This window comes from Pseudomonas sp. CCC4.1 (genome assembly GCF_035019225.1).
GTDB lineage: Bacteria > Pseudomonadota > Gammaproteobacteria > Pseudomonadales > Pseudomonadaceae > Aquipseudomonas > Aquipseudomonas bubulae.
Map to the genome: position 1 here is coordinate 1 of NZ_JASJWL010000071.1, position 23,391 is coordinate 23,391.

A 23,391-nucleotide genomic window follows, 5' to 3' on the forward strand; every position below is an offset into this window, starting at 1 on the left:
CGCAGCGGTAGTTCAGTCGGTTAGAATACCGGCCTGTCACGCCGGGGGTCGCGGGTTCGAGTCCCGTCCGCTGCGCCATATTCTGAACACAAGCCCCTTGAACGCTTGTGATCAACAAAAAGCCTGCCTTGTGCAGGCTTTTTTGTGTACGCATGTTTTCTTTGATTGATAAAAAATTCAAATAAAACAACCACTTACGCAAATAGTGTGAGACAATGCGCCCCGCAACGAAAGTGAAGTACAAGGGTGATTAGCTCAGCTGGGAGAGCATCTGCCTTACAAGCAGAGGGTCGGCGGTTCGATCCCGTCATCACCCACCACTTGCTTTCAATGTTACGCGCAGCGGTAGTTCAGTCGGTTAGAATACCGGCCTGTCACGCCGGGGGTCGCGGGTTCGAGTCCCGTCCGCTGCGCCATATTCCGAACACAGGCCCCTTGAACGCTTGTGATCAACAAAAAAGCCTGCTTAGTGCAGGCTTTTTTGTGCGCGGGTGTTTTGTGGTGTGTGGGGTTTAGAAATCCCAGCGCGTGGTCACCATCACATTGCGAGGGTCACCGTAGTACGACGAGTTATAAAAACCGATATTGGTGTAATACGACTTGTCGAATGCGTTGTTCAGATTGACCGTGGCCGACAGGTTTTTCGAAATCTGATAGCGCGCCATCAGATCAACCAGCCAGTATGGATCCTGGGAGAATTTTTCCACGGTGCCGCCCTTGTTCCAGTTGGTCAGCATCTGCCAGCCGGTGCTCTGCCAGCGAACGCCGCCGCCCAGGGTCAGTTTGTCCAGATCGCCGGTCAGCTTGTAGCTGGTGTACAGGTTGATCTGGTCTTCCGGTTCCCAGGTCGAGACCTTTGTGCCGCCCTGGTCACGGCTGACCTTGTGGGTGTACCCCGCCTGCAATTGCCAGCCTGGCATCAGTTCACCGGAGATCTCTGCTTCGTAACCCTTGGTCGTGGCCTTGATACCCTTGTAGGCGTAGTCGATGTCCGGGTTGGTCGGATTGCCGTTGTAGGCCATGTCTGCTTCAGGACGGTTGTCTTGATGCACTTCAAAGTAGGCCAGGCTTGAATTCAGGCGGCCATCAAAGAACTCGCCTTTCAGCCCCAGCTCGTAGTTGGTGCCTTCATCCGGCTCAAGCATCTTGTTGTCACGATCGCGGTAATACGACTGCGGCAGGAAAATCTCCGTGTAGCTGGTATAGGCCGAAATATTGTCATTGATGTCGTAGATCAGGGCTGCGTACGGCAGCACTTTGCCCGTGTCCTTGGCCTGGCTGGTGCCGGTCAGGGTGTAATTGGCCACCCGGGTGCCCAGCATCAGTTTAAGGTCGTCGGTCAGGCTGAAGCGGCCGGTCACGTAGGTACCGGTCTGGCGTGTTGTTTCATCGTTGTATGAAGTGACATTGCCCCAGTCCGGCTCAAGGCTGTTGCCTTTCCAGTTGTAGTAGTCGTAGGCGTTGTTGACCATATTGGCATTGGTGTAATCCTTGCCGGTCCAGTGTGATCTGGACACCGAGCCGCCGACGACCAGTTCATGTTCGCGCCCCAGCAGGCTGAACGGACCGGTGGCAAACAGGTCACCGCTATCACTGACGTATTCGCCGGTGTATTTGCGGGCGAGCATTTTTGCCAGCCCGGTAGTGGCGTCCGGGTCAAGCAGGGCGCCCAGCGGGGCGTTATAGCCGTTGATCTGGTGGTTGTACTGGCCTTTGACTACCCAGCCGTTGGCAAAGTTGTGTTCCAGGGTTGAGAACACCGTGCGGGTGTATTGCTCCCAACTGCTCCATTTGGCGCCATTGTTGAATGAGCGCGGGGTGCTGATCCGGTCACCTTTGGAGTTGAACAGTGATGCGCTACCTGACCAGCTGGAACCTTTGGGGTTGTTGTCCTGATAATCGGCACCCAGGGTCAGCAGGGTGTCGGGGGTCAGATCCACTTCAAGAATGCCGTAGTAAACCTCGCTGTCACGCTTGTAGTGATCCATGAACGAATGCTTGTCCTGGTAAGCCGCCACGGCCCGGCCACGCACATTGCCGCTCTCGGTTAATGGCCCGCTGACATCGATTTCGGAGCGGTAGTTTTCCCAGGAGCCTGCGCCCACATCGATATGGGCCTTGAATTCGCGGGTCGGTTTTTTGCGCACCATATTGATGGTACCGCCCGGTCCGCCAGCGCCGGTGAGCAGGCCGGTTGCGCCTTTCAGGATTTCGACCCGGTCATAGATGGCGGTGTCAGTCAGGGTGTGCCCGGCCGAGTACTGCGGGTCTTGCAAGATGGGGATGCCGTCGTACTGGAAGTTCTTGATCGCAAAACCACGGGAGTAATAGCTGGTGCGATCGCTGTCATAGGTGGCCACGGTGATGCCGGGGGTGTGGCGCATCACGTCATCGATGGAGTTCATGCCGAAATCGTCCATGGCCTGGCGGGTCACCACGGAAATGGACTGGGGGGTTTCCCTTGGCGTCAGTACCATGCGTGTTGCTGTCGCGATGGAGCCGGGGGTGTAGGAACCGGTGCCTTCGGTGATAGTCCCGAGCTGGTTGGCGCTGACCTGGGTGGCGCCCAACTCCAGTGCGCCGCCTGCCGCGGGCAGGGCGTCGAGCCTGTAGCCGTTGGCGCCTTTGACCATGGTATAGCCGCTGCCCCGCAACAAGGCTTCGAATCCGTCATGTTCGTTGTTGGCACCCTGCAGGCCCGGAGTCGACAGGCCTTCCAGGTTGCTCGACTGAAAAATGATCGCCACGCCGGCTTGTTGCGCGAAGCGGTTCAGTGCGTTGCTCAGCGGGCCTGCGGGTATGTCGTAGCTCTGTACGGCTGCAGTTTGTGCCTGGGCAGTGGCGGCGTATGCCACGCCAGCCGCCGACGCAACGATCAAGTGAATCGCCAGCGCAAGGGGTTTGTAGGAGGTCAGCATGGAAGACGTAGTCCTTTATGAGTCGTTGTTACCTACCTTGACGGCTGACTCGACAAAAGCGGAACGAATGGGAATTATTATTTTTCAGGGGTGTGCAACTGGCTGATCACAACCAGCCAGGGTGTGTAGGTTTTGATCTGCAGGGGCAAGGTGTCGGCGATCAGTTGCAACGCCCGGTCGGTATCGTCCAGAGGCAGTACAGCCGAGACGCGCAGGCCGGCCAGGGTGTTGCGATCAAACTGCAGGTGCCCGCGTCGATGGCGGGAAATTTCATCAAGCACCTGAGGCAGCGGCTGATCTTCAACCACCAGTTGATGGCGCTCCCAAGCCTGATCGATGCTGGCCGGGGAGATGCTGCCAGCCAGTTCGACCGAGCCCTGGCGAATCAGCGCCCGGGAGCCTGCACTCACCTCCAGGGTTTGCTGCTCGTTCGCGCTTTGCGCGGCGACGCGAGACTGCAACATGCTCAATACGGTGGTGTCACCCTGGCGCTTGACTACAAAGCGGGTGCCCAGGGCGCGCATGCTGCCTTGGGCTGTTTCCACGAAAAATGGCCGGGCGCTGTCATGGGCGACGTCGACCAGTACTTCACCTTGCAGTAGTTCAATGCGCCGCGCCTGGCCGTCAAAATGTACATTGAGCGCGCTGGTGCCGCTGAGGGTAATGCTCGAGTTGTCGGCCAGGCGCTGTGTTTTCCAGTCATTGGGGCCGGTGCTGATATCGGCCAGCCATTGCTCGGGATAATGGCTTTGCACCAGCAGGGTGGCCGGCAGGGCCAGGCAGCCGGCAATCAGCAGGGCGCGCAAGGCATGTTTGCGTCGGGTGACTGCCTTGCGCCCGGCAAATGCGGCATTGAGCGCTGCCTTGGCTGGCGTCGACTGCTGGCGCAACGCCTGTAGGCGGTTGATGACATCTTGCATGCGCCGGGCTGCGGCGGCGTGTTGCGGGCTTTGCTGTTTCCAGCGCTCGAATTCCAGGCGCAAGCCCTCGCTGAAGCCTTCCTCGTGCAGGCGAAGGATCCATTCGGCGGCTTGTTCGTCTATTGAATCGGGCTGTTCGGGCATGCGGGCTCAGGTGTTCAGGCTGTGGCTGCAATGCAGCAGGGCCTGGATAAGGTACTTGCGCACGGTGCGGTCAGACAGGCCCAGTTGCCGGGCGATTTGGCACTGGGTCAGGCCGTCCAGGTAATACAGCACAAAGGCCTGGCGGGCTTTGTCCTGCATGCCTTCGAGAATAAAGGCGATCTGCTCCAGGGCTTCCAGGGTGGTAAGAATTTGCTCGGGTGATTGATAGCCTTCGAGTGCCTCGGCGGTCAGCGCAAGTTCTTGCAAGTAGGCGTTTTCTATCTGTTTGCGGCGCACCTGATCGATGATCAGGCGGCGTGCCGTGGTGCTCAAAAAGGCCCGGGGCTCGCGCAGGGTGGCTACCGACTCGCGGGCATTGAGAATTCGGGCGAAGGTGTCCTGGGCCAGATCGGCGGCATTTTGCGCGCAACCGAGCTTTCTGCGTAGCCAGCCAAACAGCCAGCCGTGATGCTCGCAGTACAGTTCGGTAATAGCGCTCTGGTAGGACGGTTCACCCGAAGACATAGGACGCTGCCTAAATGTTATTGAGAATAATTACCAATTCTCAACGAAAGTCCGGGGTAAACGCAAGGCGGGCGATGAAATGTAACGGTCACTTGCAACTGTGGGAGCGGGCTTGCTCGCGATGGGATCGCCTCGGTGTGGCAGGTACACCGCGTTGTATCCATCGCGAGCAAGCCCGCTCCCACAGAGTGTGGAGGCGGGTGTTTTAGTTCTTCGCGATCAAATTGCCGGCATGCAGCCCGCATTCTTTTTGCGTGGCTTCTTCCCACCACCAGCGGCCTTCGCGCTCGTGCTGGTTGGGCAGTACCGGACGGGTGCAGGGCTCGCAGCCGATGCTGATAAAGCCGCGTTCATGCAGGCTGTTGTAAGGCAGCTCCAGCATGCGGATATAGCCCCAGACTTCCTCGCTGGTCATTTGTGCCAACGGGTTGAACTTGTACAGCGTGCGCTCGGGTGTGGAGAACGCGCCGTCAATTTCCAGGGCGGCAACCTGGCTGCGGGTGCCGGGGCTCTGGTCGCGGCGCTGGCCGGTGGCCCAGGCCTTGACCGTCGACAGCTTGCGTCGCAGCGGCTCGATCTTGCGTATGCCGCAGCATTCGCCATGGCCGTCTTTATAGAAGCTGAACAGGCCTTTCTCTTTGACGAAGGGTTCGAGCTTGCTTTGATCCGGCGAGATCAGCTCGATCTGGATCTTGTAATGTTCACGTACCTGTTCGATAAACCGGTAGGTCTCGGGGTGCAGGCGGCCGGTGTCGAGGCTGAACACCTTGACGTTCTTGTTGAGCTTCCAGGCCATGTCCACCAGCACCACGTCTTCGGCGCCGCTGAAGGAGATCCAGAGTTCGTCGCCAAAATGTTCAAAGGCGAGTTTGAGAATATCTTGCGGGGACTTGCTGGCGTATGTCGCGGCGAGTTCGGCGACGTCAAACGGATGGCTCATCAGGCGGCTTCCTGCAGTGAATGGCGCTGGGCGCTCTCTAGTCTCGTGATCTTATCAAAAAGCGCGGGCTACAGGGTTTGCAGCGTATCGAGCAGTACCTTCACTTTGGTGATGGATTCCTGGTATTCATCCTGCCAGTCGGAGTCGGCCACAATGCCGCCGCCGCCCCAGCAACTGATGCGCCCGTCCTTGACCAGCAGGCTGCGGATGGCGATGGAGCTGTCCATTTCGCCACGCACGTCGAGGTACAGCAGAGAGCCGCAGTAAATGCTGCGTCGGGTGGGTTCCAGCTCGTCGATGATCTGCATGGCGCGGATTTTCGGGGCGCCGGTAATCGAGCCGCCCGGGAAGCTGTCGCCAATCAGGTCCAGGGCGTCTTTGCCATCGGCCAGTTCGCCGATCACGCTGCTCACCAGATGATGGACGTTGGGATAGCTTTCGAGTGTAAACAACTGCGGCACGCTCACCGAACCGGTGCGGCAGGTGCGCCCCAGGTCGTTGCGCAGCAAATCGACGATCATCAGGTTTTCTGCGCGATCCTTGGGGCTGGCCAGCAGTTCGGCGGCGTTGGCTGCATCTTCGCGGCTGTCTTTGCCCCTTGGGCGGGTGCCTTTGATCGGTCGGGTTTCCACTTGATTCTGACTTATCCGTACAAAGCGTTCAGGAGAGAGGCTCAGGATCGCGTTGTCGCCCGCCAGGCTCATAAAGCCGGAAAAAGGTGTGGGGCAGGCCGCGCGCAATGCGCCATAGGCACTCCAGGCATCGCCCTCGCACTGGCCGCTGAAGCGCTGGGTGTAATTGACCTGATAGCAGTCGCCCGCCTGGATATACCGATGGATCTGTTCCAGAGCCTGCTGGTACTGGCTGGCGCTGATATCCGGTTGCATCGGTTGCTTGAGATTGAATGGCTTGTTGTGCGACGGGGCAGGCTGGCTGAACAACTGGATCAGGCGCTGGCGCTCTGCTGTTTCGAGGCTTGGGTGAAATACAAGCTGGCTGGTGGCTGCATAATGGTCACTGATCAGCGCCCAGGCATACAGGCCCAATTGGGCTTCGGGCAGGTGCAGGTCATCCCGGGCGTTGGCGGGCAGCTGTTCGAGTTGTCGGCCAAAGTCGTAACTCAGGTAACCGATCAGACCGCCAGCAAACGGCAGCTCGTATTCGTCCGGGAGGCTGGCAGCGCCCAGTTGCTTGAGGCCTTCACGCAGGCGTTGCAGAAAGTCGCGCCCCGACTCGTCTGGCTGCAGGGTCAGTTCCGCCTCAGGCCATGCGCTCATCAGGTCAAAGCGACCACGGTCTGCAGTGGGGCGGCCACTGTCGAGCAGCACGGCGCCGGGTGCATTGCGAATGGCCGAAAAATAGTCGGCAGGGTTGGCGAGGTAAGGCAGCGGGTGTACGGAGCAGGTCAACATGCGCAGCAAATCAGCCATCGGAGCGGGGGGCTGATTGTAGTCCTGTGCAGGGTTGCAAATCTATGCGGCTTGTGGGAACTGCGAGAACTGTGGGAGCGGGCTTGCTCGCGATAGAAGTGACGCGGTTTAGCAGGTAAAACGCGTTGATAGCATCGCGAGCAAGCCCGCTCCCAAAGGTGTGAAAACGCTTATTCGGGCGGGTGAATATGACCGAACAGTTCCTGGGCAAAGCGCACGCGCTCTTCCGGTGTTTCCTTGATGCCTTTGGCGGCCAGTTCTTCGAGGTGGGCCTCGACTGCGTGGGTGCGCAGGGTCAGGCCGCAATCGTTGGCAATCTGGATATTCAGCCCCGGACGGGCGTTGAGTTCCAGAATCAGCGGGCCTTTATCCTGATCGAGAACCATGTCCACGCCGATGTAGCCCAGGCCGCACAACTCGTAGCAACCGGCCGCCAGCTTCATGAAACCGTCCCAGTTGGGCAGTTGCACGCCGTCCACCGCGTTGGTGGTGTCGGGGTGCTTGCTGATGATGTTGTTCAGCCAGGTGCCACGCAGGGTCAGGCCGGTGGCCAGGTCGACGCCAACACCGATGGCGCCCTGGTGCAGGTTGGCCTTGCCGCCCGATTGCCGGGTAGGCAGGCGCAGCATGGCCATTACCGGGTAACCCATCAGCACGATGATGCGGATATCCGGCACGCCTTCGTAGCTGATGCTTTTGAAGATCTGGTCCGGGGTTACCCGGTATTCGATCAATGCCCGGTCCCGGTGACCACCCAGGGAGTACAGGCCGGTGAGGATGCTGGAAATCTGATGTTCGATCTCTTCATGGCTGATGATCTTGCCCGAGACGGTACGGAAGCGGTCTTCGAAGCGGTCCGCGATCACCAGAATGCCGTCACCGCCCGCGCCTTGTGCGGGCTTGATCACGAAGTCGTTGCGGTCACCGATGATGTCATCCAGCTTTTCGATTTCTTTCTCGGTGGAAATCACGCCGTACATCTCAGGTACGTGAATGCCCGCTTTGATTGCACGTTCCTTGGTGATGATCTTGTCATCCACAATCGGATACAGGCTGCGTTTGTTGTACTTGAGTACGTAGTCCGCATTGCGCCGATTAATGCCCATGATGCCCCGGGCTTCCAGGGCCTTCCAGGTCTTCCAGAAGCCGAACATCAGGAGTCAGCCTTCAAGAATGCTTTGAAGCGCACCAGTTCGGTCAGGCGGTAGCCACGATAGCGACCCATTGCCAGCATGAAGCCCACCATGATCAGCAGGATCGCCGGGAAGGTGAACACGAAGTACACCAGTTCCGGCACGCTCATGACCAGATACGCCAGTGTGGCTGCGAACAGGGTGCCGATCGCGACCTTCATGGCATGCCCGCCACCGCGCTCTTCCCAGGTGATCGACAGGCGCTCGATGGTCATCGTCAGAATCACCATCGGGAACAAGGCGACTGAAAGCCCGCGCTCCAGACCCAGCTTGTGGCTGAACAGGCTGATGGCCGCGATCAGGATAACGACAAAGGTCAGTACTACAGACAGGCGTGGCAGCATCTGCAGCTTCAAGTGTTCAAGGTAGGAACGTAGCGTCAGCCCAAGTGCGGTGATCACCGTAAAGAGGATGATGCCGAAGCCCAGTTGGGTCTCACGGAAGGCCAGGGCAATCAGTACCGGGGTGAATGTGCCCAGGGTTTGCAGGCCGATCAGGTTGCGCAGAATCAGGATCACCAGAACCCCGATCGGGATCATGACCATGATCATGAAGGTTTGCTGGGTCTGCAGCGGCAAGCCGTACAGTGAGTATTCGAGGAAGTTGGCGTCGGTGTTTTCGTCGGTCAGCTTGGCCAGGCGAATGGCGTTCATTTCGCTGTTGTTCAGGCTGAAGGTAACGTTGGCTTTTTTGCCGCCATCGACGGTTACCATCGGTTCGTCGCCGATCCACCACAGCAGGCGGTCGGATGGCAGGCCCTGTTCGCCGGTTTCCGGGTTGAAGTACAGCCAGTCGTTGCCGTTAAAGCTGCGCAGCCACAGTTCCGGAGTTTGCGGCTGGTCGGCCACCAGGCGGATGGTGTGGACTTTTTCCATTGGAACGTGGGCAATCGACAGCAGCAGTTCGATGATTTGTGCCTTGTGCGCAGTCGAAGGATCACCCGCCAGCAGCAGTTTCACGTTGTCATCATTGGCATTGCTGACGCGCTTGATGGTTTCGCTGATAAAGGTTTCGACATCGGCCGAGTGCTGGCGGATAGGTGCAAGCAAGGCTTCGGCGGCGATTTTTTCCGGGCCTTCCACGGCGATGCTGTCGCGGAACACCGGGCCTTTGACCTTGGTCTTGTCGCCCGAGTAGCGCTTGGTCAACACCAGGCGGTAGTACAGGGTTTGCTTGCCACTGACCCGGCGTGCCGACCAGGTGACCTTGCGGTTGCCGTCAACCCGGTTGACGCTCACTCCGTAGTTGTTGGAGATAAAGCTCTCGTTGAGGCTGACGTAGTCGCGGTTAAGCGGCGGCACGAACATCTGGATCTTGACCGGGTCTTTGGAGCTGGCGACGAACTCGACCTTGGCGTCGATATTCCACAAGTCGTCCGTGGCGTCTTCGGTCACAGGAATGCCGAGGACGAAAATCTGATAGGCCGTAATCGAAATGCCCAGCACCACAAGGATGGTGATCAAGATTTTCAGGTGAAGGGTAAGAGCGCGCATTTCAATTACTCTGCGGTTTGAGCGTTGGCGACGCAGGCAGGTTTGCCAGCAGCGTATTTAAGGCTTGGGTCGACCAGCGCATCAAAGCGTTTGAGCGCTTCGGAGCCAATCAACAGCGGGTATTGGAACGCACTTCTATCGGTCAAGTTCACTTCGATGGTGCGTAAAGCCTTGCCCATGCAGATTTCCAGGGAAATAACCGGGCGCGAGGTGTAGTTCTTGTCGGACTCAGGATCGTAATCACCCGAGCGTCGCTTGATCTTGCTGACACGGGCCAGCGGGCGTTCGATGGGGTGCGAGTGGGCATCATCGATGGCCAGGTAAAAGCGTACCCAGCTCTCGCCATCACGCTTGAAGCGCTTGATATCTCGGGCGCTGAGCGAGGCGGTCTTGGCGCCGGTGTCGAGTTTGGCCGCCACCTGCAGGTCGATACCTGCCAGTTCAGCGTATTCGTTGAGGCCGTACACGGTTTTTTCGCCAGCCAGGCTCAGGCCGGGTATGCACAGCAGGAAGGCGAGGATATAGAGGGGAAGCAATTTCATAAATCGAAGCACGTCTCTTGCAATCTTCAGTTCAAGGCGACTGGCAGGAGCGCAAGTTTCCTCGTGCGGCTGCCCTATGGATGAGGGCAGGGCGGATGCGGTCGGCATTCTAACATGATGGTTTTATGGCGCCAGCGCCGAGGCGCTTGCAAGCGGCGATCAACCCTGTCGATACAACCAAGGTCGTATTCTTGGATTGTCGACAATGTCGATTTATTCTTTGACTATCAGGGCTGAAATGGCTAATTTCAGCACTAATGATTTTCAAGGTGTCGACAATATGCTGCAAGCACTGGAGCCTGCCACGATCGCCCAGGACGACTCGGAAACCCTTTCCGAGAACGTTTTTCGGCGCATTCAGGCGGCTATTGTCAAAGGCGAAATCGCCCCGGGAAGCAAGATCTCCGAGCCCGAACTGGCGCGCACCTACGGCATCAGCCGCGGGCCATTGCGCGAAGCCATCCATCGCCTTGAAGGCCAGCGTTTGTTGGTGCGCGTCCCCCATGTCGGGGCGCGGGTCGTGTCGCTGAGCCATGCCGAGCTGATCGAACTCTACGAAATTCGCGAGTCCCTGGAAGGCATGGCCTGCCGCCTGGCCGCCGAACGCATGAGTGACGAAGACATCGCCGAGCTACGCCAGGTGCTCGAAACCCATGAGCGCGATGAGGCGTTTCAGGCGGGCGTCGGTTACTACCAGCAAGAAGGCGACTTCGATTTTCATTACAAAATTATTCAGGGCAGTGGCAATCGCACCCTGACGCAAATGCTCTGTGGCGAGTTGTACCAGTTGGTGCGCATGTACCGCATCCAGTTTTCCGCCACGCCCAACCGTCCACATCAGGCGTTTGCCGAGCATCACCGGATTCTCGATGCCATTGCCGATCGCGACGGCGAACTGGCCGAATTGTTGATGCGCCGACATATCGGCGCATCGAAACGCAATATTGCCCGTCATTACCAAGACGGTGCCCAGCAGACAGCCACTCCACGAGGTGAGTCATGAGCAATAAGAACAGTCCAGGCCAGCGTTTCCGTGATGCAGTTGCAAGCGAACATCCTTTGCAAGTGGTGGGTGCGATCAACGCCAATCATGCGCTGCTGGCCAAACGTGCGGGTTTCAAAGCCATCTATCTATCGGGTGGAGGCGTCGCCGCCGGGTCGCTGGGCGTACCTGATCTGGGTATTACGGGTCTGGACGATGTACTGACTGATGTGCGACGCATTACCGATGTATGTGATCTGCCATTGCTGGTGGACGTGGATACCGGCTTCGGCTCTTCGTTTTTCAACGTGTCCCGCACGGTCAAGTCGATGATCAAGTTCGGCGCTGCGGCGATTCACATTGAAGACCAGGTAGGCGCCAAGCGTTGCGGTCATCGCCCGAACAAGGAAATCGTTTCGCTGCAGGAAATGGTCGACCGTATCAAGGCCGCCGTCGATGCGCGTACCGATGACAGCTTCGTGATCATGGCGCGAACCGATGCGCTGGCGGTGGAAGGGCTTGAGTCAGCCCTGGAACGTGCCGCGGCCTGTGTTGAAGCCGGGGCTGACATGGTGTTCCCGGAAGCCATTACCGAGCTTGAGATGTACAAACTGTTTGCCAACCGGGTCAAAGCCCCGATCCTGGCCAATATCACCGAATTCGGTGCCACGCCGCTGTACACCACCGAGCAACTGGCCGGTGCTGACGTATCGCTGGTGCTGTATCCGCTGTCGGCATTCCGGGCCATGAACAAGGCGGCCGAAAACGTCTACACCGCGATCCGCCGCGACGGCACCCAGCAAAACGTGATCGACACCATGCAAACCCGCATGGAACTTTACGATGCCATCAACTACCACGAGTTCGAGCAGAAACTCGATGCGTTGTTTGCCGCGAAGAAGTAACAGAACACTGTGACTCTGTGGGCGCGGGCTTGCTCGCGATAGGGTCACCGCAGTGATTCAGGCAGACCGTGTTGCCTGAATCGCGAGCAGGCTCGCTCCCACACAGGTATGTATTGAACCCAGTAGTTGCCGAATCCCTAACAAATTCAAGATTGGAGAAGCGCAATGGCCGAAGCAAAAGTATTGAGTGGTGCCGGACTACGCGGCCAGGTGGCCGGGCAAACGGCCCTGTCCACCGTAGGCCAGGAAGGCGCAGGCCTCACTTATCGTGGTTATGACGTACGTGAACTGGCGGCCGAAGCACGCTTTGAAGAAGTGGCTTACCTGCTGTTATATGGCGAACTGCCTACCAGGACCCAACTGGCTGCCTACACGGCCAAGCTGCAAAAGCTGCGCGATCTGCCCCAGGCATTGAAAGAAGTGCTGGAGCGCATTCCCGCCGACGCCCACCCGATGGACGTGATGCGCACCGGTTGCTCGTTCTTGGGCAATATCGAGCCGGAGAAAGACTTCGCCGAGCAACAAGACAAGACCGACCGCCTGCTGGCCGCCTTCCCGGCGATCATGTGCTACTGGTATCGCTTCAGCCATGACGGCAAGCGCATTCACTGCGTAACCGACGAAGAGTCGATCGGCGGCCACTTCCTGCACTTGCTGCACGACAAAAAACCGAGCGAGTTGCACGTCAAGGTGATGAACGTGTCACTGATCCTTTACGCCGAGCACGAGTTCAACGCTTCGACCTTTACTGCCCGTGTTTGTGCCTCGACCTTGTCCGACCTGTATTCATGCATCACTGCAGCGATCGGCTCGCTGCGCGGCCCGCTGCACGGCGGCGCCAACGAGGCGGCGATGGAAATGATCGAACGTTTCGGTTCAGCAGAAGAGGCGGTGCAGGGCACCCTCGGCATGCTGGCGCGCAAGGACAAGATCATGGGCTTCGGCCATGCGATCTACAAAGACAGCGACCCGCGTAACGAAGTGATCAAGGGCTGGTCGAAAAAACTCGCCGACGAAGTGGGCGACACCGTGTTGTTCCCGGTCTCCGAAGCGATCGACAAAACCATGTGGGAACAAAAGAAGCTGTTCCCCAACGCCGATTTCTACCATGCCTCGGCGTATCACTTCATGGGTATCCCGACCAAGCTGTTTACCCCGATCTTTGTCTGCTCACGCCTGACCGGCTGGGCGGCGCATGTGTTCGAACAGCGTGCCAACAACCGCATTATCCGTCCGAGCGCCGAATACATCGGCGTAGAACAGCGCAAGTTCGTGCCAATCGAACGTCGCTGAGTGAGGCCACTGGCTCCCGCTGAAGGTGGGAGCCAGTTCCCTCTTTTGTAACTACCGTGATCGAGTCCTGCGCCAATGAATACTGAATTTCGCAAAACATTACCGGGCACCCGGCTGGATTATTTCGACACCCGTGCGGCCGTCGATGCGATCAAGCCCGGTGCGTACGACACATTGCCTTACACCTCCCGCGTACTGGCCGAAAACCTGGTACGCCGCTGTGATCCTGCCACCCTGAATGCATCGCTGAGCCAGTTGATCGATCGCAAGCGCGATCTCGACTTTCCGTGGTTCCCGGCGCGTGTGGTGTGCCACGACATTCTCGGCCAGACCGCGCTGGTCGACCTCGCCGGCCTGCGTGACGCCATCGCCCAGCAGGGTGGTGATCCGGCCCAGGTCAATCCGGTAGTGCCGACCCAACTGATCGTCGACCACTCGCTGGCGGTGGAATGCGGCGGCTACGACCCCGAGGCGTTCGAAAAGAACCGCGCCATCGAGGACCGTCGCAACGAAGACCGCTTCCACTTTATCGAGTGGACCAAAAAAGCCTTTAAAAACGTTGATGTGATCCCGCCGGGCAACGGCATCATGCACCAGATCAACCTGGAGAAAATGTCTCCGGTGATCCAGGTGCGCGACGGTGTGGCCTTCCCGGATACCTGCGTAGGCACTGACAGCCACACCCCTCACGTGGATTCGCTGGGCGTGATCGCCATTGGTGTCGGTGGCCTTGAGGCCGAAAGCGTGATGCTTGGCCGTGCCTCGTGGATGCGCCTGCCGGAAATCGTCGGCGTCGAACTGACCGGCAAGCTGCAACCGGGCATTACTGCCACCGATATGGTGCTGGCGCTCACCGAGTTCCTGCGCAAGCAGAAAGTGGTCGGTGCCTGGCTGGAGTTCTTCGGTGAAGGTGCCGCAGCGCTGACCCTGGGCGACCGTGCCACCATTTCCAACATGGCTCCGGAATACGGCGCCACGGCTGCGATGTTTTACATCGACCAGCAAACCATCGACTACCTCAAGCTGACTGGTCGTGAAGATCAGCAAGTGCAACTGGTGGAGAACTACGCCAGGGTCAGCGGCCTGTGGGCCGACAGCCTGAAGGGTGCGCAGTACGAGCGCAGCCTGAGCTTTGACCTGTCGTCGGTAGTGCGCAACATGGCCGGACCGAGCAACCCGCACGCGCGCGTGGCCACCACTGACCTGGCGGCCAAAGGCATCGCCGGTCAATGGGACGAAGTGCCGGGGCAAATGCCCGACGGCGCGGTCATCATCGCGGCGATCACCAGCTGCACCAATACCAGCAACCCGCGCAACGTGATCGCTGCGGGCTTGATGGCGCGCAATGCCAACCAGCTTGGCCTGAGCCGCAAACCGTGGGTCAAAACCTCGCTGGCACCGGGCTCCAAAACCGTGGCCCTGTATCTGGACGAAGCCGGTTTGACCCATGAACTGGAAAAACTGGGGTTTGGCGTGGTGGCATTTGCCTGCACCACCTGCAACGGTATGTCCGGTGCCCTGGACCCGGCCATCCAGCAGGAAATCATCGACCGCGACCTGTACGCCACGGCTGTACTGTCGGGCAACCGCAACTTTGACGGGCGTATTCACCCTTACGCCAAACAGGCGTTTCTCGCCTCGCCGCCGCTGGTGGTGGCCTACGCGATTGCCGGCACTATCCGCTTCGATATCGAGAAAGATGTATTGGGCCTGGACGCCAATGGCAAGGAAATCCGCCTGAAAGACATCTGGCCGAGCGATGAAGAAATCGACGCCGTGGTCAAGGCCGCCGTGAAGCCGGAGCAGTTCCGCCAGGTGTATATCCCGATGTTCGCCATTCATGAAGACACCGGCCCGAAAGTCGAGCCGCTGTATGACTGGCGCCCGCAGAGCACGTACATCCGCCGTCCGCCGTACTGGGAAGGTGCGTTGGCCGGGGCTCGTCCGCTCAAGGGCATGCGCCCGCTGGCGGTACTGCCGGACAACATCACCACAGACCACTTGTCGCCCTCCAACGCCATCATGCTCGACAGCGCCGCAGGCGAATATCTGGCGAAAATGGGCTTGCCGGAAGTCGACTTCAACTCATACGCAACGCACCGCGGCGACCACCTGACGGCCCAGCGCGCGACCTTCGCCAACCCGAAACTGTTCAACGAAATGGTGATCGAGGACGGCAAGGTCAAACAGGGCTCCCTGACTCGCCTTGAGCCCGAAGGGCAGGTGATGCGCATGTGGGAAGCCATCGAAACCTACATGGAACGCAAGCAGCCGTTGATCATTATCGCGGGCGCCGATTACGGTCAGGGTTCGTCCCGTGACTGGGCGGCCAAAGGGGTGCGCCTGGCAGGGGTCGAGGCCATTGCGGCCGAGGGCTTTGAGCGTATTCACCGTACCAACCTGGTGGGCATGGGCGTGTTGCCACTGGAATTTTTGCCGGGCACCAACCGCAAAACCCTGCAAATCGACGGCAGTGAAACCTACGACGTGATCGGCGAACGCACCCCGCGTGCCACGCTGACCCTGGTGATCACCCGCAAAAATGGTGAGCGCTTGGAAGTGCCGGTGACCTGCCGCCTGGATACTGCGGAAGAAGTCTCGATCTACGAAGCAGGCGGCGTGTTGCAGCGTTTTGCCCAGGACTTCCTGGAATCGGCGACAGCCTAACCCCAGCGCCGGGGCCACGAGCCCCGGCAACTACAGGACTCAGTGATATGGCCTACGCAGCGCAAATCAGAATTCCCGCGACCTATATGCGTGGCGGCACCAGTAAAGGCGTGTTCTTCAGTCTGCTGGACCTTCCCGCCGTGGCTCAGGTACCGGGTGCCGCCCGTGATGCCTTGTTGTTGCGCGTGATCGGTAGCCCAGACCCTTACGAAAAACAGATCGACGGCATGGGCGCGGCCACTTCCAGCACCAGCAAAACCGTGATCGTCAGCAAAAGCCTGCGTGCGGATCATGATGTCGATTACCTGTTCGGTCAGGTCGCGATCGACAAGCCCTTTGTGGACTGGAGCGGCAACTGCGGCAACCTGTCTGCGGCGGTCGGGTCGTTCGCGGTCAGCAGCGGCCTGGTGGATACCGCTCGTATCCCCCGCAATGGTACGGCGGTGGTACGTATCTGGCAGGCCAATATTGGCAAGACCATCATTGCCCATGTGCCGATCACCGACGGTGCGGTACAGGAAACCGGCGATTTTGAACTCGACGGCGTGACCTTCCCGGCCGCAGAAGTGCAGTTGGAATTTATCAGCCCGGCAGCGGATGAAGAGGGGGCAGGCGGTTCGATGTTTCCAACCGGTAACCTGGTGGACGACCTTGAAGTACCGGGTGTCGGCACCTTGAATGTGACCATGATCAATGCCGGGATTCCGACTATTTTCGTCAATGCGCGGGATATCGGTTACAGCGGTGCAGAGCTACAGAACGACATCAACAGCGACCCGAAAGCCCTGGCCATGTTCGAAACTATCCGTGCTCACGGTGCGTTGCGCATGGGCCTGATAGACAAGCTTGAAGACGCGGCCAAGCGTCAGCACACGCCCAAGGTCGCCTTTGTTGCCGGGCCTGCGGACTACGTGTCATCCAGCGGCAAGCCGGTCAGTGCCCAGAGTGTGGATTTGCTGGTGCGGGCCTTGTCGATGGGCAAGTTGCACCACGCCATGATGGGCACCGCTGCGGTGGCCATCGGTACGGCTGCGGCGATCCCGGGCACGCTGGTCAACCTGGCGGCCGGTGGTGAACAGCGCGATGCCGTGCGCTTTGGCCATCCCTCGGGCACCTTGCGCGTGGGTGCCGAAGCCCGGCAGGTTGACGGCGAATGGACCGTGACCAAAGCCATCATGAGCCGCAGTGCGCGGGTACTGATGGAAGGCTGGGTGCGGGTGCCGGGTGATTCTTTTTGATCGGGTGAACCCTTTGCCCTCACCCCAACCCTCTCCCTCCGGGAGAGGGTTGGGGTGAGGGGCTTTTGATTCTGATACATCAAACGGGCATTTAGACCCGCAAAATCACGATGAACCTGAGGATGGACACGACCCTTACCCACTCTTTGGAGACTGCCCCATGAGCGCCAACGTCGACCTCAACAACCGCCCCGATTACGACAAGGTTTTGCAGGACATTGCCGATTATGTCCTGACCTACACCATCACCTCCCCCGAAGCCCTCGATACTGCCCGCAACTGCCTGATGGATACCTTGGGCTGCGGCCTGCTGGCGCTGCGTTTTCCGGAGTGCAGCAAGCACCTGGGGCCTTTCGTCGAGGGCACGGTTGTACCTTTTGGCGCGAGGGTCCCAGGTACTTCGTTTCGCCTGGATCCGGTCAAGGCGGCATGGGACATCGGCTGTATCGTGCGCTGGCTGGACTACAACGACACCTGGCTGGCGGCGGAGTGGGGCCATCCTTCGGATAATCTGGGCGGTATTCTGGCGGTAGCCGATCACCTGTCGCAAAAACGTGTAGCCAATGGCGAAGCGCCGATGACGATGCGGGCGGTGCTCGAAGCAATGATCATGGCCCATGAGATTCAGGGCGTGATTGCCCTGGAAAACTCTTTCAATCGTGTTGGCCTGGACCATGTTCTGCTGGTCAAGGTCGCCTCGACGGCGGTGTGCGCCAAACTGATGGGCGCCACTCGCGAGCAGTTGCTGTCGGCGCTGTCCCATGCTTTTGTGGATGGGCAGGCGTTGCGCACCTATCGTCATGCGCCGAACGCCGGATCGCGTAAATCCTGGGCCGCCGGGGATGCGTCGAGTCGCGGGGTGCGTCTGGCTGACATTGCGTTACGCGGTGAAATGGGCATCCCCGGGGTGCTGACGGCGCCGCAATGGGGCTTCTACGATGTGCTGTTCAGCCATACCAACAAGGATCTGGCGCTCAAGCCCGAGGATCAGCGCCAGTTCAGCCTGAGCCAGCCCTATGGCACCTATGTAATGGAAAACGTGCTGTTCAAGATCAGCTTCCCGGCCGAATTCCATGCGCAGACTGCGTGCGAAGCAGCGGTGACCTTGCATCCCCAGGTCAAGGACCGCTTGCACGATATCGAGAAAATCGTGATTACAACCCACGAATCGGCGATTCGGATCATTTCCAAGCAAGGCAAATTGGCCAACGCGGCGGACCGTGATCACTGTATTCAATACATGACCGCGGTACCGCTGGCGTTTGGCAATCTGATAGCAGAACACTACGAAGATGATTTTCACGCGGCCCACCCGATCATCGACCAATTGCGGGAAAAAATGGTAGTGGTCGAAAATCCGCGCTACACACGCGAGTACCTGGAGGCAGACAAACGCTCAATTGCCAATGCCATCGAGGTTTTTTTCAGCGATGGCACCAGCACCGGGCAGGTGGAAGTGGAATACCCCATTGGCCATCGTCGGCGTCGTGATGAGGGGATTCCATTGCTGGAGGACAAGTTCAGGGCCAACCTGGCCACCCGTTTTGTGAGCCAGCGGTGTGCGCAGATTTTTACCCTGTGCAAGGATCAGCAGGCGCTGGAGGCCACGCCGGTTAACCGGTTTGTGGACCTGTTGGTGATTTGAGCCAGAAGTGGGAGCGAGCTTGCTCGCGAAAGGGCTTTACCGGCTTCGCGAGCAGGCTCGCTCCCACAGGTTTCATGTGTTCAGGGCTGTTATTTAAACCGCCGCTCCACGCCTTTTTCGACCAGGATCTTGGCCGATATTTCTTCCACCGAGAAATGCGTGGAGTTGATATGCGGAATGTTTTCGCGCTGAAACAGGCGTTCAACTTCGCGCACTTCAAATTCACACTGGGCAAAGCTGGAGTAGCGGCTGTTGGGCTTGCGTTCGTTGCGGATGGCCGTCAGGCGGTCCGGGTCGATGGTCAGGCCGAAGAGCTTGTGTTTGTGTTCACGCAGGGCAGCCGGCAGCTTGAGGCTTTCCATGTCGTCATCGGTCAGCGGGTAGTTGGCAGCGCGGATGCCGAATTGCATGGCCATATAAAGGCAGGTCGGGGTTTTGCCGCAACGGGACACGCCAACCAGGATCAGGTCGGCCTTGTCGTACTTGTGTGTGCGGGCGCCGTCATCATTGTCGAGGGCAAAGTTCACCGCCTCGATGCGCTCCATATAGTTGGAGTTGTGGCCAATGGAGTGGGACTTGCCCACCGAATACGAGGAATGTTCACCCAGCGCCTGCTCCAGTGGAGCAAGGAAACTGGAGAAGATGTCGATCATGAAACCATTGGACGTGGCGAGGATTTCGCGAATGTCCTGATTGACGATAGTGTCGAAAATTATCGGGCTGAATCCGTCTTTTTCGGCGGCGTTATCGATTTGTTGTACCATTGCCCGCGCTTTTTCCACGCTGTCTATGTAGGGGCGCGTGAACTTGCTGAAGGTCACATTTTCGAATTGTGCCAGCAAACTCTGGCCCAGGGTTTCGGCAGTAATACCGGTGCCATCGGATATAAAGAAAGCAGATCGTTTCATTTGCGCCTTGGGCCTTAAGCTGGTGACGATTCTTGGATATGATAGGCGCGCTTTTGTCGCGCTACATGACAGGCAGTGTCACTTATTTTCCAGGTCCAGGCCACAATCGCTGTGATGCCTCATGATGAGGATCCAGCGCCCTGAGCTTTTCCCAACACCGTTAGTGGAGAGATCACCTTGGTAGAGTACGTAGTTTCCCTCGATAAGCTCGGCGCCCATGACGTGGAGCATGTGGGGGGCAAGAACGCATCCCTCGGCGAGATGATCAGTAATCTTGCAGGCGCTGGTGTTTCAGTTCCCGGTGGCTTCGCCACGACTTCTCAGGCATATCGTGATTTTCTCGAACTGAGTGGTTTGAACGACCAGATCCACGCTGCGCTGGATGCGCTCGATGTAGATGACGTCAATGCCCTGGCCAAAACCGGTGCCCAGATCCGTCAATGGATCATGGAAGCCGAGTTCCCGGAGAAGCTTAACGCCGAAATTCGTACCGCCTTTGCCGCTTTGTCCCAGGGCAACCCTGACATGGCCGTTGCCGTGCGCTCCTCGGCCACCGCCGAAGACTTGCCGGACGCGTCCTTTGCCGGTCAGCAAGAAACCTTCCTGAATATCCGTGGCGTTGAAAACGTCATTCGTGCGGCCAAGGAAGTATTTGCCTCCCTGTTCAACGACCGCGCTATTTCTTACCGCGTGCACCAGGGCTTTGACCACAAACTGGTCGCCCTGTCTGCAGGCGTACAGCGCATGGTGCGCTCCGAAACCGGCACCGCGGGCGTGATGTTTACCCTGGACACTGAATCAGGCTTCCGTGATGTAGTGTTTATCACCGGCGCCTACGGCCTGGGTGAGACCGTCGTGCAAGGTGCGGTAAACCCGGACGAATTCTACGTTCACAAACAAACCCTGGAAGCGGGTCGCCCTGCGATTCTGCGTCGTAACCTGGGCAGCAAAGCCATCAAGATGATCTACGGCGACGAAGCCAAGGCCGGCAAGTCGGTCAAGGTGATCGACGTTGAAAAGGCCGATCGCGCGCGTTTCTGCCTGACCGATGCTGAAGTCAGCGAACTGGCCAAGCAAGCCATGATCATCGAGAAGCACTACAAGTGCCCGATGGACATCGAGTGGGCCAAAGACGGCGATGACGGCAAGCTGTACATCGTACAGGCGCGCCCGGAAACCGTGAAAAGCCGCAGCGCCGGCAATGTCATGGAGCGCTACCTGCTCAAGGAAACCGGTACGGTACTGGCTGAAGGCCGCGCCATTGGCCAGCGTATCGGTGCAGGCAAGGTCCGCATCATCAAGGACGTGTCGGAAATGGATAAAGTCCAGTCGGGCGACGTACTGGTCTCCGACATGACCGACCCGGACTGGGAACCCGTGATGAAGCGCGCCAGCGCCATCGTCACCAACCGCGGCGGTCGTACCTGTCATGCGGCGATCATCGCTCGCGAGCTGGGTATCCCGGCCGTGGTGGGTTGCGGCAACGCCACCCAGCTGTTGAAAGACGGCCAGGGCGTTACCGTTTCGTGCGCTGAAGGCGATACCGGGTTTATCTTTGAAGGCGAACTGGGCTTCGATATCAAGAAGAACTCCGTGGACGCCATGCCGGACCTGCCGTTCAAGATCATGATGAACGTCGGCAACCCGGACCGTGCCTTTGACTTCGCGCAATTGCCGAACGCCGGTGTGGGCCTGGCCCGTCTGGAGTTCATTATCAACCGCATGATCGGTGTACACCCCAAAGCCCTGCTGAACTACGATGGCCTGCCACAGGAAATCAAGGACAGCGTCGACAAGCGCATCGCCGGCTACAACGATCCGGTGGGCTTCTACGTCGAAAAACTGGTTGAAGGCATCAGCACCCTGGCCGCCGCTTTTGCACCGAAAAAAGTCATCGTGCGCCTGTCGGACTTCAAGTCCAACGAATACGCCAACCTGATCGGCGGCAAGCTGTACGAGCCTGAAGAAGAGAACCCGATGCTGGGCTTCCGCGGTGCTTCGCGTTACATCAGTGAAAACTTCCGAGACTGCTTCGAGCTTGAATGCCGTGCGCTCAAGCGTGTGCGTAACGAAATGGGCTTTACCAACGTTGAAATCATGGTGCCGTTCGTCCGTACCCTGGGTGAAGCGAGCCAGGTGATAGATCTGCTGGCGGAAAACGGCCTCAAGCGTGGTGAAAACGGTCTGCGCGTGATCATGATGTGCGAACTGCCTTCCAACGCGATCCTGGCTGAAGAGTTCCTGGAGTTCTTCGACGGGTTCTCCATCGGCTCCAACGACCTGACTCAGCTGACCCTGGGTCTGGACCGCGACTCCGGTGTCATTGCGCACCTGTTTGATGAGCGCAACCCGGCGGTTAAAAAGCTGCTGTCCAACGCCATTCAGGCGTGCAACAAGGCTGGCAAGTACATCGGTATTTGCGGCCAGGGCCCGTCCGATCACCCGGATCTGGCGCTATGGCTGATGGAGCAGGGTATCGAAAGTGTTTCCCTGAACCCGGACACCGTTCTGGAAACCTGGTTCTTCCTTGCAGAGGGTCAGGCGCAGGCTTGAGTCGTTGAGCGTGGAGCAGGGCAGCCAAAGGGCTGCCCTGCTCTTTATAGGCAGTGGTAGGGCGAGTTCCTGTGTGAAATCGCCCTTTTTTGTGCAAGAGCATTATGCAAAGCAGCAGTCTCCTTTTTCCCGTTGCCCTGATCAGCGCTGAGCGTCGGGGCGATCTGAGCGAAGACGTTTATCGCTTGAAACCGGCCAACAGCCCGGATATTTCCGTTGAGCTGGTGGTGACCCGCCTGGGGATGGCCGACGACAGCCAGGTACGCGGCGTGCCGGTCATCCTGTTGCATGGCAGTTTTTCCAATCGGCGTTTTTGGTACTCGCCCAAGGGGGCAGGGCTAGGGGCGTTTTTGGCGCGTGCCGGGTTTGATGTGTGGCTGCCCGAAATGCGTGGCCATGGTCTTTCGTCACGAAATATTAGCTGGGCTAAAAATCGCGTGGCGGACTATGCCCGCTACGACTTGCCAGCCATCGCGGCATTTGTTCGCGAGCAAAGCGGGCAAGTTCCGCACTGGCTCGGCCATTCTCAGGGTGCCATCAGTTTGGCCGCGGCCTTGGGGGGCAAGTATCTGAGTGAACCGGATGTGGCGTCGGCGGCGTTTTTTGGCTGCCAGATCAATCGCCGTTACTGGTCACTGAAAATTCCTCCGATTGAGTGGGGTGCCTATCTGTTGTTGAAGCGCTTCAAGCAACTGTCGGGGACGCGACTCAAGCGTGGCCCGGAAGACGAGCCGGTCAGCATCGCCCTGGAAACCCTGCGCTGGAATGGTTTTATGGGGCGTTTCAAGGACGCCGAGCGCGACTGGTGGGCCGGTTTGGCCGAGGTTCAGGCCCCGGCACTGGTGGTGGCAGCGGTGGGTGATCGGCAAACGCCGGAGTGGGCGTGTCGCAAGCTGTTCGACCAGTTGGGCTCAGAACAGCGCAAGTTCGTGTCCCTTGGCCGTGAGCATGGCTTCAGCTCTGATTACAGTCACGTTGAAATGCTGGTCAGCCAGGCTGCGCAGCAGGAAGTGTGGCCATTGGTGCGTGATTGGCTGCTAAAAGGCACGACGAAATCGTTGTAGATACTCTGTTGCCTGTCTCTTATACACATCT

Annotated in this window: 17 protein-coding genes and 3 tRNA genes; 11 read left to right on the forward strand and 9 right to left on the reverse strand. The window is 58.7% G+C overall.

The window, feature by feature from the left end:
• Position 1 precedes the first annotated feature (1 nt).
• The 3 genes from QN377_RS20200 to QN377_RS20210 all read left to right on the forward strand — a co-directional run bounded on the left by QN377_RS20200 (position 2) and on the right by QN377_RS20210 (position 416).
• A tRNA-Asp gene (locus QN377_RS20200) sits at positions 2-78 on the forward strand.
• 166 nt (positions 79-244) lie between these two features.
• Positions 245-320: transfer RNA gene (locus QN377_RS20205), tRNA-Val, on the forward strand.
• A gap of 19 nt (positions 321-339) precedes the next feature.
• Positions 340-416, forward strand: a tRNA-Asp gene (locus QN377_RS20210).
• Between the two features lie 96 nt (positions 417-512).
• On the opposite strand, the gene QN377_RS20215 is transcribed toward QN377_RS20210, so the two are convergent.
• The 8 genes from QN377_RS20215 to QN377_RS20250 all read right to left on the reverse strand — a co-directional run bounded on the left by QN377_RS20215 (position 513) and on the right by QN377_RS20250 (position 10,105).
• Positions 513-2,918, reverse strand: coding sequence for a TonB-dependent siderophore receptor (locus tag QN377_RS20215; RefSeq protein ID WP_095019619.1), 2,406 nt, complete (start codon positions 2,916-2,918; stop codon positions 513-515).
• Positions 2,919-2,995: 77 nt separating this feature from the next.
• On the reverse strand, positions 2,996-3,982 hold the full coding sequence (locus QN377_RS20220) for a FecR family protein (RefSeq protein WP_095019620.1): 987 nt from the start codon (positions 3,980-3,982) through the stop codon (positions 2,996-2,998).
• Positions 3,983-3,988: 6 nt separating this feature from the next.
• Complete coding sequence (locus tag QN377_RS20225) at positions 3,989-4,507, reverse strand: sigma-70 family RNA polymerase sigma factor (protein WP_095003108.1); 519 nt, start codon at positions 4,505-4,507, stop codon at positions 3,989-3,991.
• Positions 4,508-4,712: 205 nt separating this feature from the next.
• Positions 4,713-5,447, reverse strand: a complete 735-nt coding sequence (locus tag QN377_RS20230) for a phosphoadenylyl-sulfate reductase (RefSeq protein WP_095003109.1) — start codon at positions 5,445-5,447, stop codon at positions 4,713-4,715.
• A gap of 68 nt (positions 5,448-5,515) precedes the next feature.
• Positions 5,516-6,859, reverse strand: a complete 1,344-nt coding sequence (gene pabB, locus QN377_RS20235) for an aminodeoxychorismate synthase component I (protein ID WP_095021024.1) — start codon at positions 6,857-6,859, stop codon at positions 5,516-5,518.
• A 188-nt stretch (positions 6,860-7,047) separates the two neighbouring features.
• Positions 7,048-8,031, reverse strand: a complete 984-nt coding sequence (locus QN377_RS20240; protein ID WP_095003110.1) for an alpha-L-glutamate ligase-like protein — start codon at positions 8,029-8,031, stop codon at positions 7,048-7,050.
• Positions 8,031-9,563, reverse strand: a complete 1,533-nt coding sequence (locus QN377_RS20245; RefSeq protein WP_095003111.1) for an inactive transglutaminase family protein — start codon at positions 9,561-9,563, stop codon at positions 8,031-8,033. The genes QN377_RS20240 and QN377_RS20245 overlap by 1 nt, the downstream gene beginning before the upstream one ends.
• 5 nt (positions 9,564-9,568) lie before the next feature.
• Positions 9,569-10,105 carry an ATP-dependent zinc protease gene (locus QN377_RS20250; RefSeq protein WP_095003112.1) on the reverse strand — a complete coding sequence of 179 codons (537 nt, stop codon included), beginning with the start codon at positions 10,103-10,105 and terminating at the stop codon, positions 9,569-9,571.
• A 280-nt stretch (positions 10,106-10,385) separates the two neighbouring features.
• Here QN377_RS20250 and QN377_RS20255 point away from each other — a divergent pair, with 280 nt between their 5' ends.
• The 6 genes from QN377_RS20255 to prpD all read left to right on the forward strand — a co-directional run bounded on the left by QN377_RS20255 (position 10,386) and on the right by prpD (position 18,835).
• Entirely contained in the window at positions 10,386-11,108 is a 723-nt protein-coding gene (locus QN377_RS20255) for a GntR family transcriptional regulator (protein ID WP_095003169.1), read from the forward strand.
• On the forward strand, positions 11,105-11,992 hold the full coding sequence (prpB, locus tag QN377_RS20260) for a methylisocitrate lyase (protein ID WP_019827683.1): 888 nt from the start codon (positions 11,105-11,107) through the stop codon (positions 11,990-11,992). Before QN377_RS20255 ends, prpB begins: the two co-directional genes overlap by 4 nt.
• 165 nt (positions 11,993-12,157) lie before the next feature.
• The gene (gene prpC / locus QN377_RS20265) at positions 12,158-13,285 is read left to right on the forward strand and encodes a 2-methylcitrate synthase (RefSeq protein ID WP_095019621.1); all 1,128 of its coding nucleotides are present in this window, start codon (positions 12,158-12,160) and stop codon (positions 13,283-13,285) included.
• A gap of 75 nt (positions 13,286-13,360) precedes the next feature.
• Positions 13,361-15,952 (forward strand): Fe/S-dependent 2-methylisocitrate dehydratase AcnD, encoded by a 2,592-nt coding sequence (gene acnD / locus QN377_RS20270; protein WP_095003114.1) that lies wholly within the window; start codon positions 13,361-13,363, stop codon positions 15,950-15,952.
• Between the two features lie 47 nt (positions 15,953-15,999).
• Entirely contained in the window at positions 16,000-17,190 is a 1,191-nt protein-coding gene (prpF, locus tag QN377_RS20275; RefSeq protein ID WP_095019622.1) for a 2-methylaconitate cis-trans isomerase PrpF, read from the forward strand.
• A 160-nt stretch (positions 17,191-17,350) separates the two neighbouring features.
• A complete protein-coding gene (prpD, locus tag QN377_RS20280) occupies positions 17,351-18,835 on the forward strand; it encodes a 2-methylcitrate dehydratase (RefSeq protein WP_095019623.1) in 1,485 nt (494 codons plus the stop codon).
• Between the two features lie 89 nt (positions 18,836-18,924).
• Here the strand turns inward: prpD and QN377_RS20285 are convergent, their stop codons facing one another.
• On the reverse strand, positions 18,925-19,743 hold the full coding sequence (locus QN377_RS20285) for a pyruvate, water dikinase regulatory protein (RefSeq protein ID WP_016779906.1): 819 nt from the start codon (positions 19,741-19,743) through the stop codon (positions 18,925-18,927).
• 177 nt (positions 19,744-19,920) lie between these two features.
• Here QN377_RS20285 and ppsA point away from each other — a divergent pair, with 177 nt between their 5' ends.
• Positions 19,921-22,296: a phosphoenolpyruvate synthase gene (gene ppsA / locus QN377_RS20290; protein WP_323567657.1), complete on the forward strand. Its 2,376-nt coding sequence runs from the start codon at positions 19,921-19,923 to the stop codon at positions 22,294-22,296.
• Between the two features lie 104 nt (positions 22,297-22,400).
• Positions 22,401-23,360: an alpha/beta fold hydrolase gene (locus QN377_RS20295; protein WP_095003118.1), complete on the forward strand. Its 960-nt coding sequence runs from the start codon at positions 22,401-22,403 to the stop codon at positions 23,358-23,360.
• The last annotated feature ends 31 nt before the right edge of the window (positions 23,361-23,391 follow it).

Bases quoted from the DNA above. Each gene is read 5' to 3' on its own strand.
- QN377_RS20295 (WP_095003118.1), top strand. From the start codon at position 22,401: ATGCAAAGCAGCAGTCTCCTTTTTCCCGTTGCCCTGATCAGCGCTGAG.
- prpC (WP_095019621.1), top strand. From the start codon at position 12,158: ATGGCCGAAGCAAAAGTATTGAGTGGTGCCGGACTACGCGGCCAGGTG.
- QN377_RS20245 (WP_095003111.1), bottom strand. From the start codon at position 9,563: ATGCGCGCTCTTACCCTTCACCTGAAAATCTTGATCACCATCCTTGTG.
- QN377_RS20255 (WP_095003169.1), top strand. From the start codon at position 10,386: ATGCTGCAAGCACTGGAGCCTGCCACGATCGCCCAGGACGACTCGGAA.
- QN377_RS20230 (WP_095003109.1), bottom strand. From the start codon at position 5,447: ATGAGCCATCCGTTTGACGTCGCCGAACTCGCCGCGACATACGCCAGC.
- QN377_RS20225 (WP_095003108.1), bottom strand. From the start codon at position 4,507: ATGTCTTCGGGTGAACCGTCCTACCAGAGCGCTATTACCGAACTGTAC.
- prpD (WP_095019623.1), top strand. From the start codon at position 17,351: ATGAGCGCCAACGTCGACCTCAACAACCGCCCCGATTACGACAAGGTT.
- prpB (WP_019827683.1), top strand. From the start codon at position 11,105: ATGAGCAATAAGAACAGTCCAGGCCAGCGTTTCCGTGATGCAGTTGCA.
- prpF (WP_095019622.1), top strand. From the start codon at position 16,000: ATGGCCTACGCAGCGCAAATCAGAATTCCCGCGACCTATATGCGTGGC.
- QN377_RS20250 (WP_095003112.1), bottom strand. From the start codon at position 10,105: ATGAAATTGCTTCCCCTCTATATCCTCGCCTTCCTGCTGTGCATACCC.
- pabB (WP_095021024.1), bottom strand. From the start codon at position 6,859: ATGTTGACCTGCTCCGTACACCCGCTGCCTTACCTCGCCAACCCTGCC.
- QN377_RS20220 (WP_095019620.1), bottom strand. From the start codon at position 3,982: ATGCCCGAACAGCCCGATTCAATAGACGAACAAGCCGCCGAATGGATC.
- QN377_RS20215 (WP_095019619.1), bottom strand. From the start codon at position 2,918: ATGCTGACCTCCTACAAACCCCTTGCGCTGGCGATTCACTTGATCGTT.
- acnD (WP_095003114.1), top strand. From the start codon at position 13,361: ATGAATACTGAATTTCGCAAAACATTACCGGGCACCCGGCTGGATTAT.
- QN377_RS20285 (WP_016779906.1), bottom strand. From the start codon at position 19,743: ATGAAACGATCTGCTTTCTTTATATCCGATGGCACCGGTATTACTGCC.
- QN377_RS20240 (WP_095003110.1), bottom strand. From the start codon at position 8,031: ATGTTCGGCTTCTGGAAGACCTGGAAGGCCCTGGAAGCCCGGGGCATC.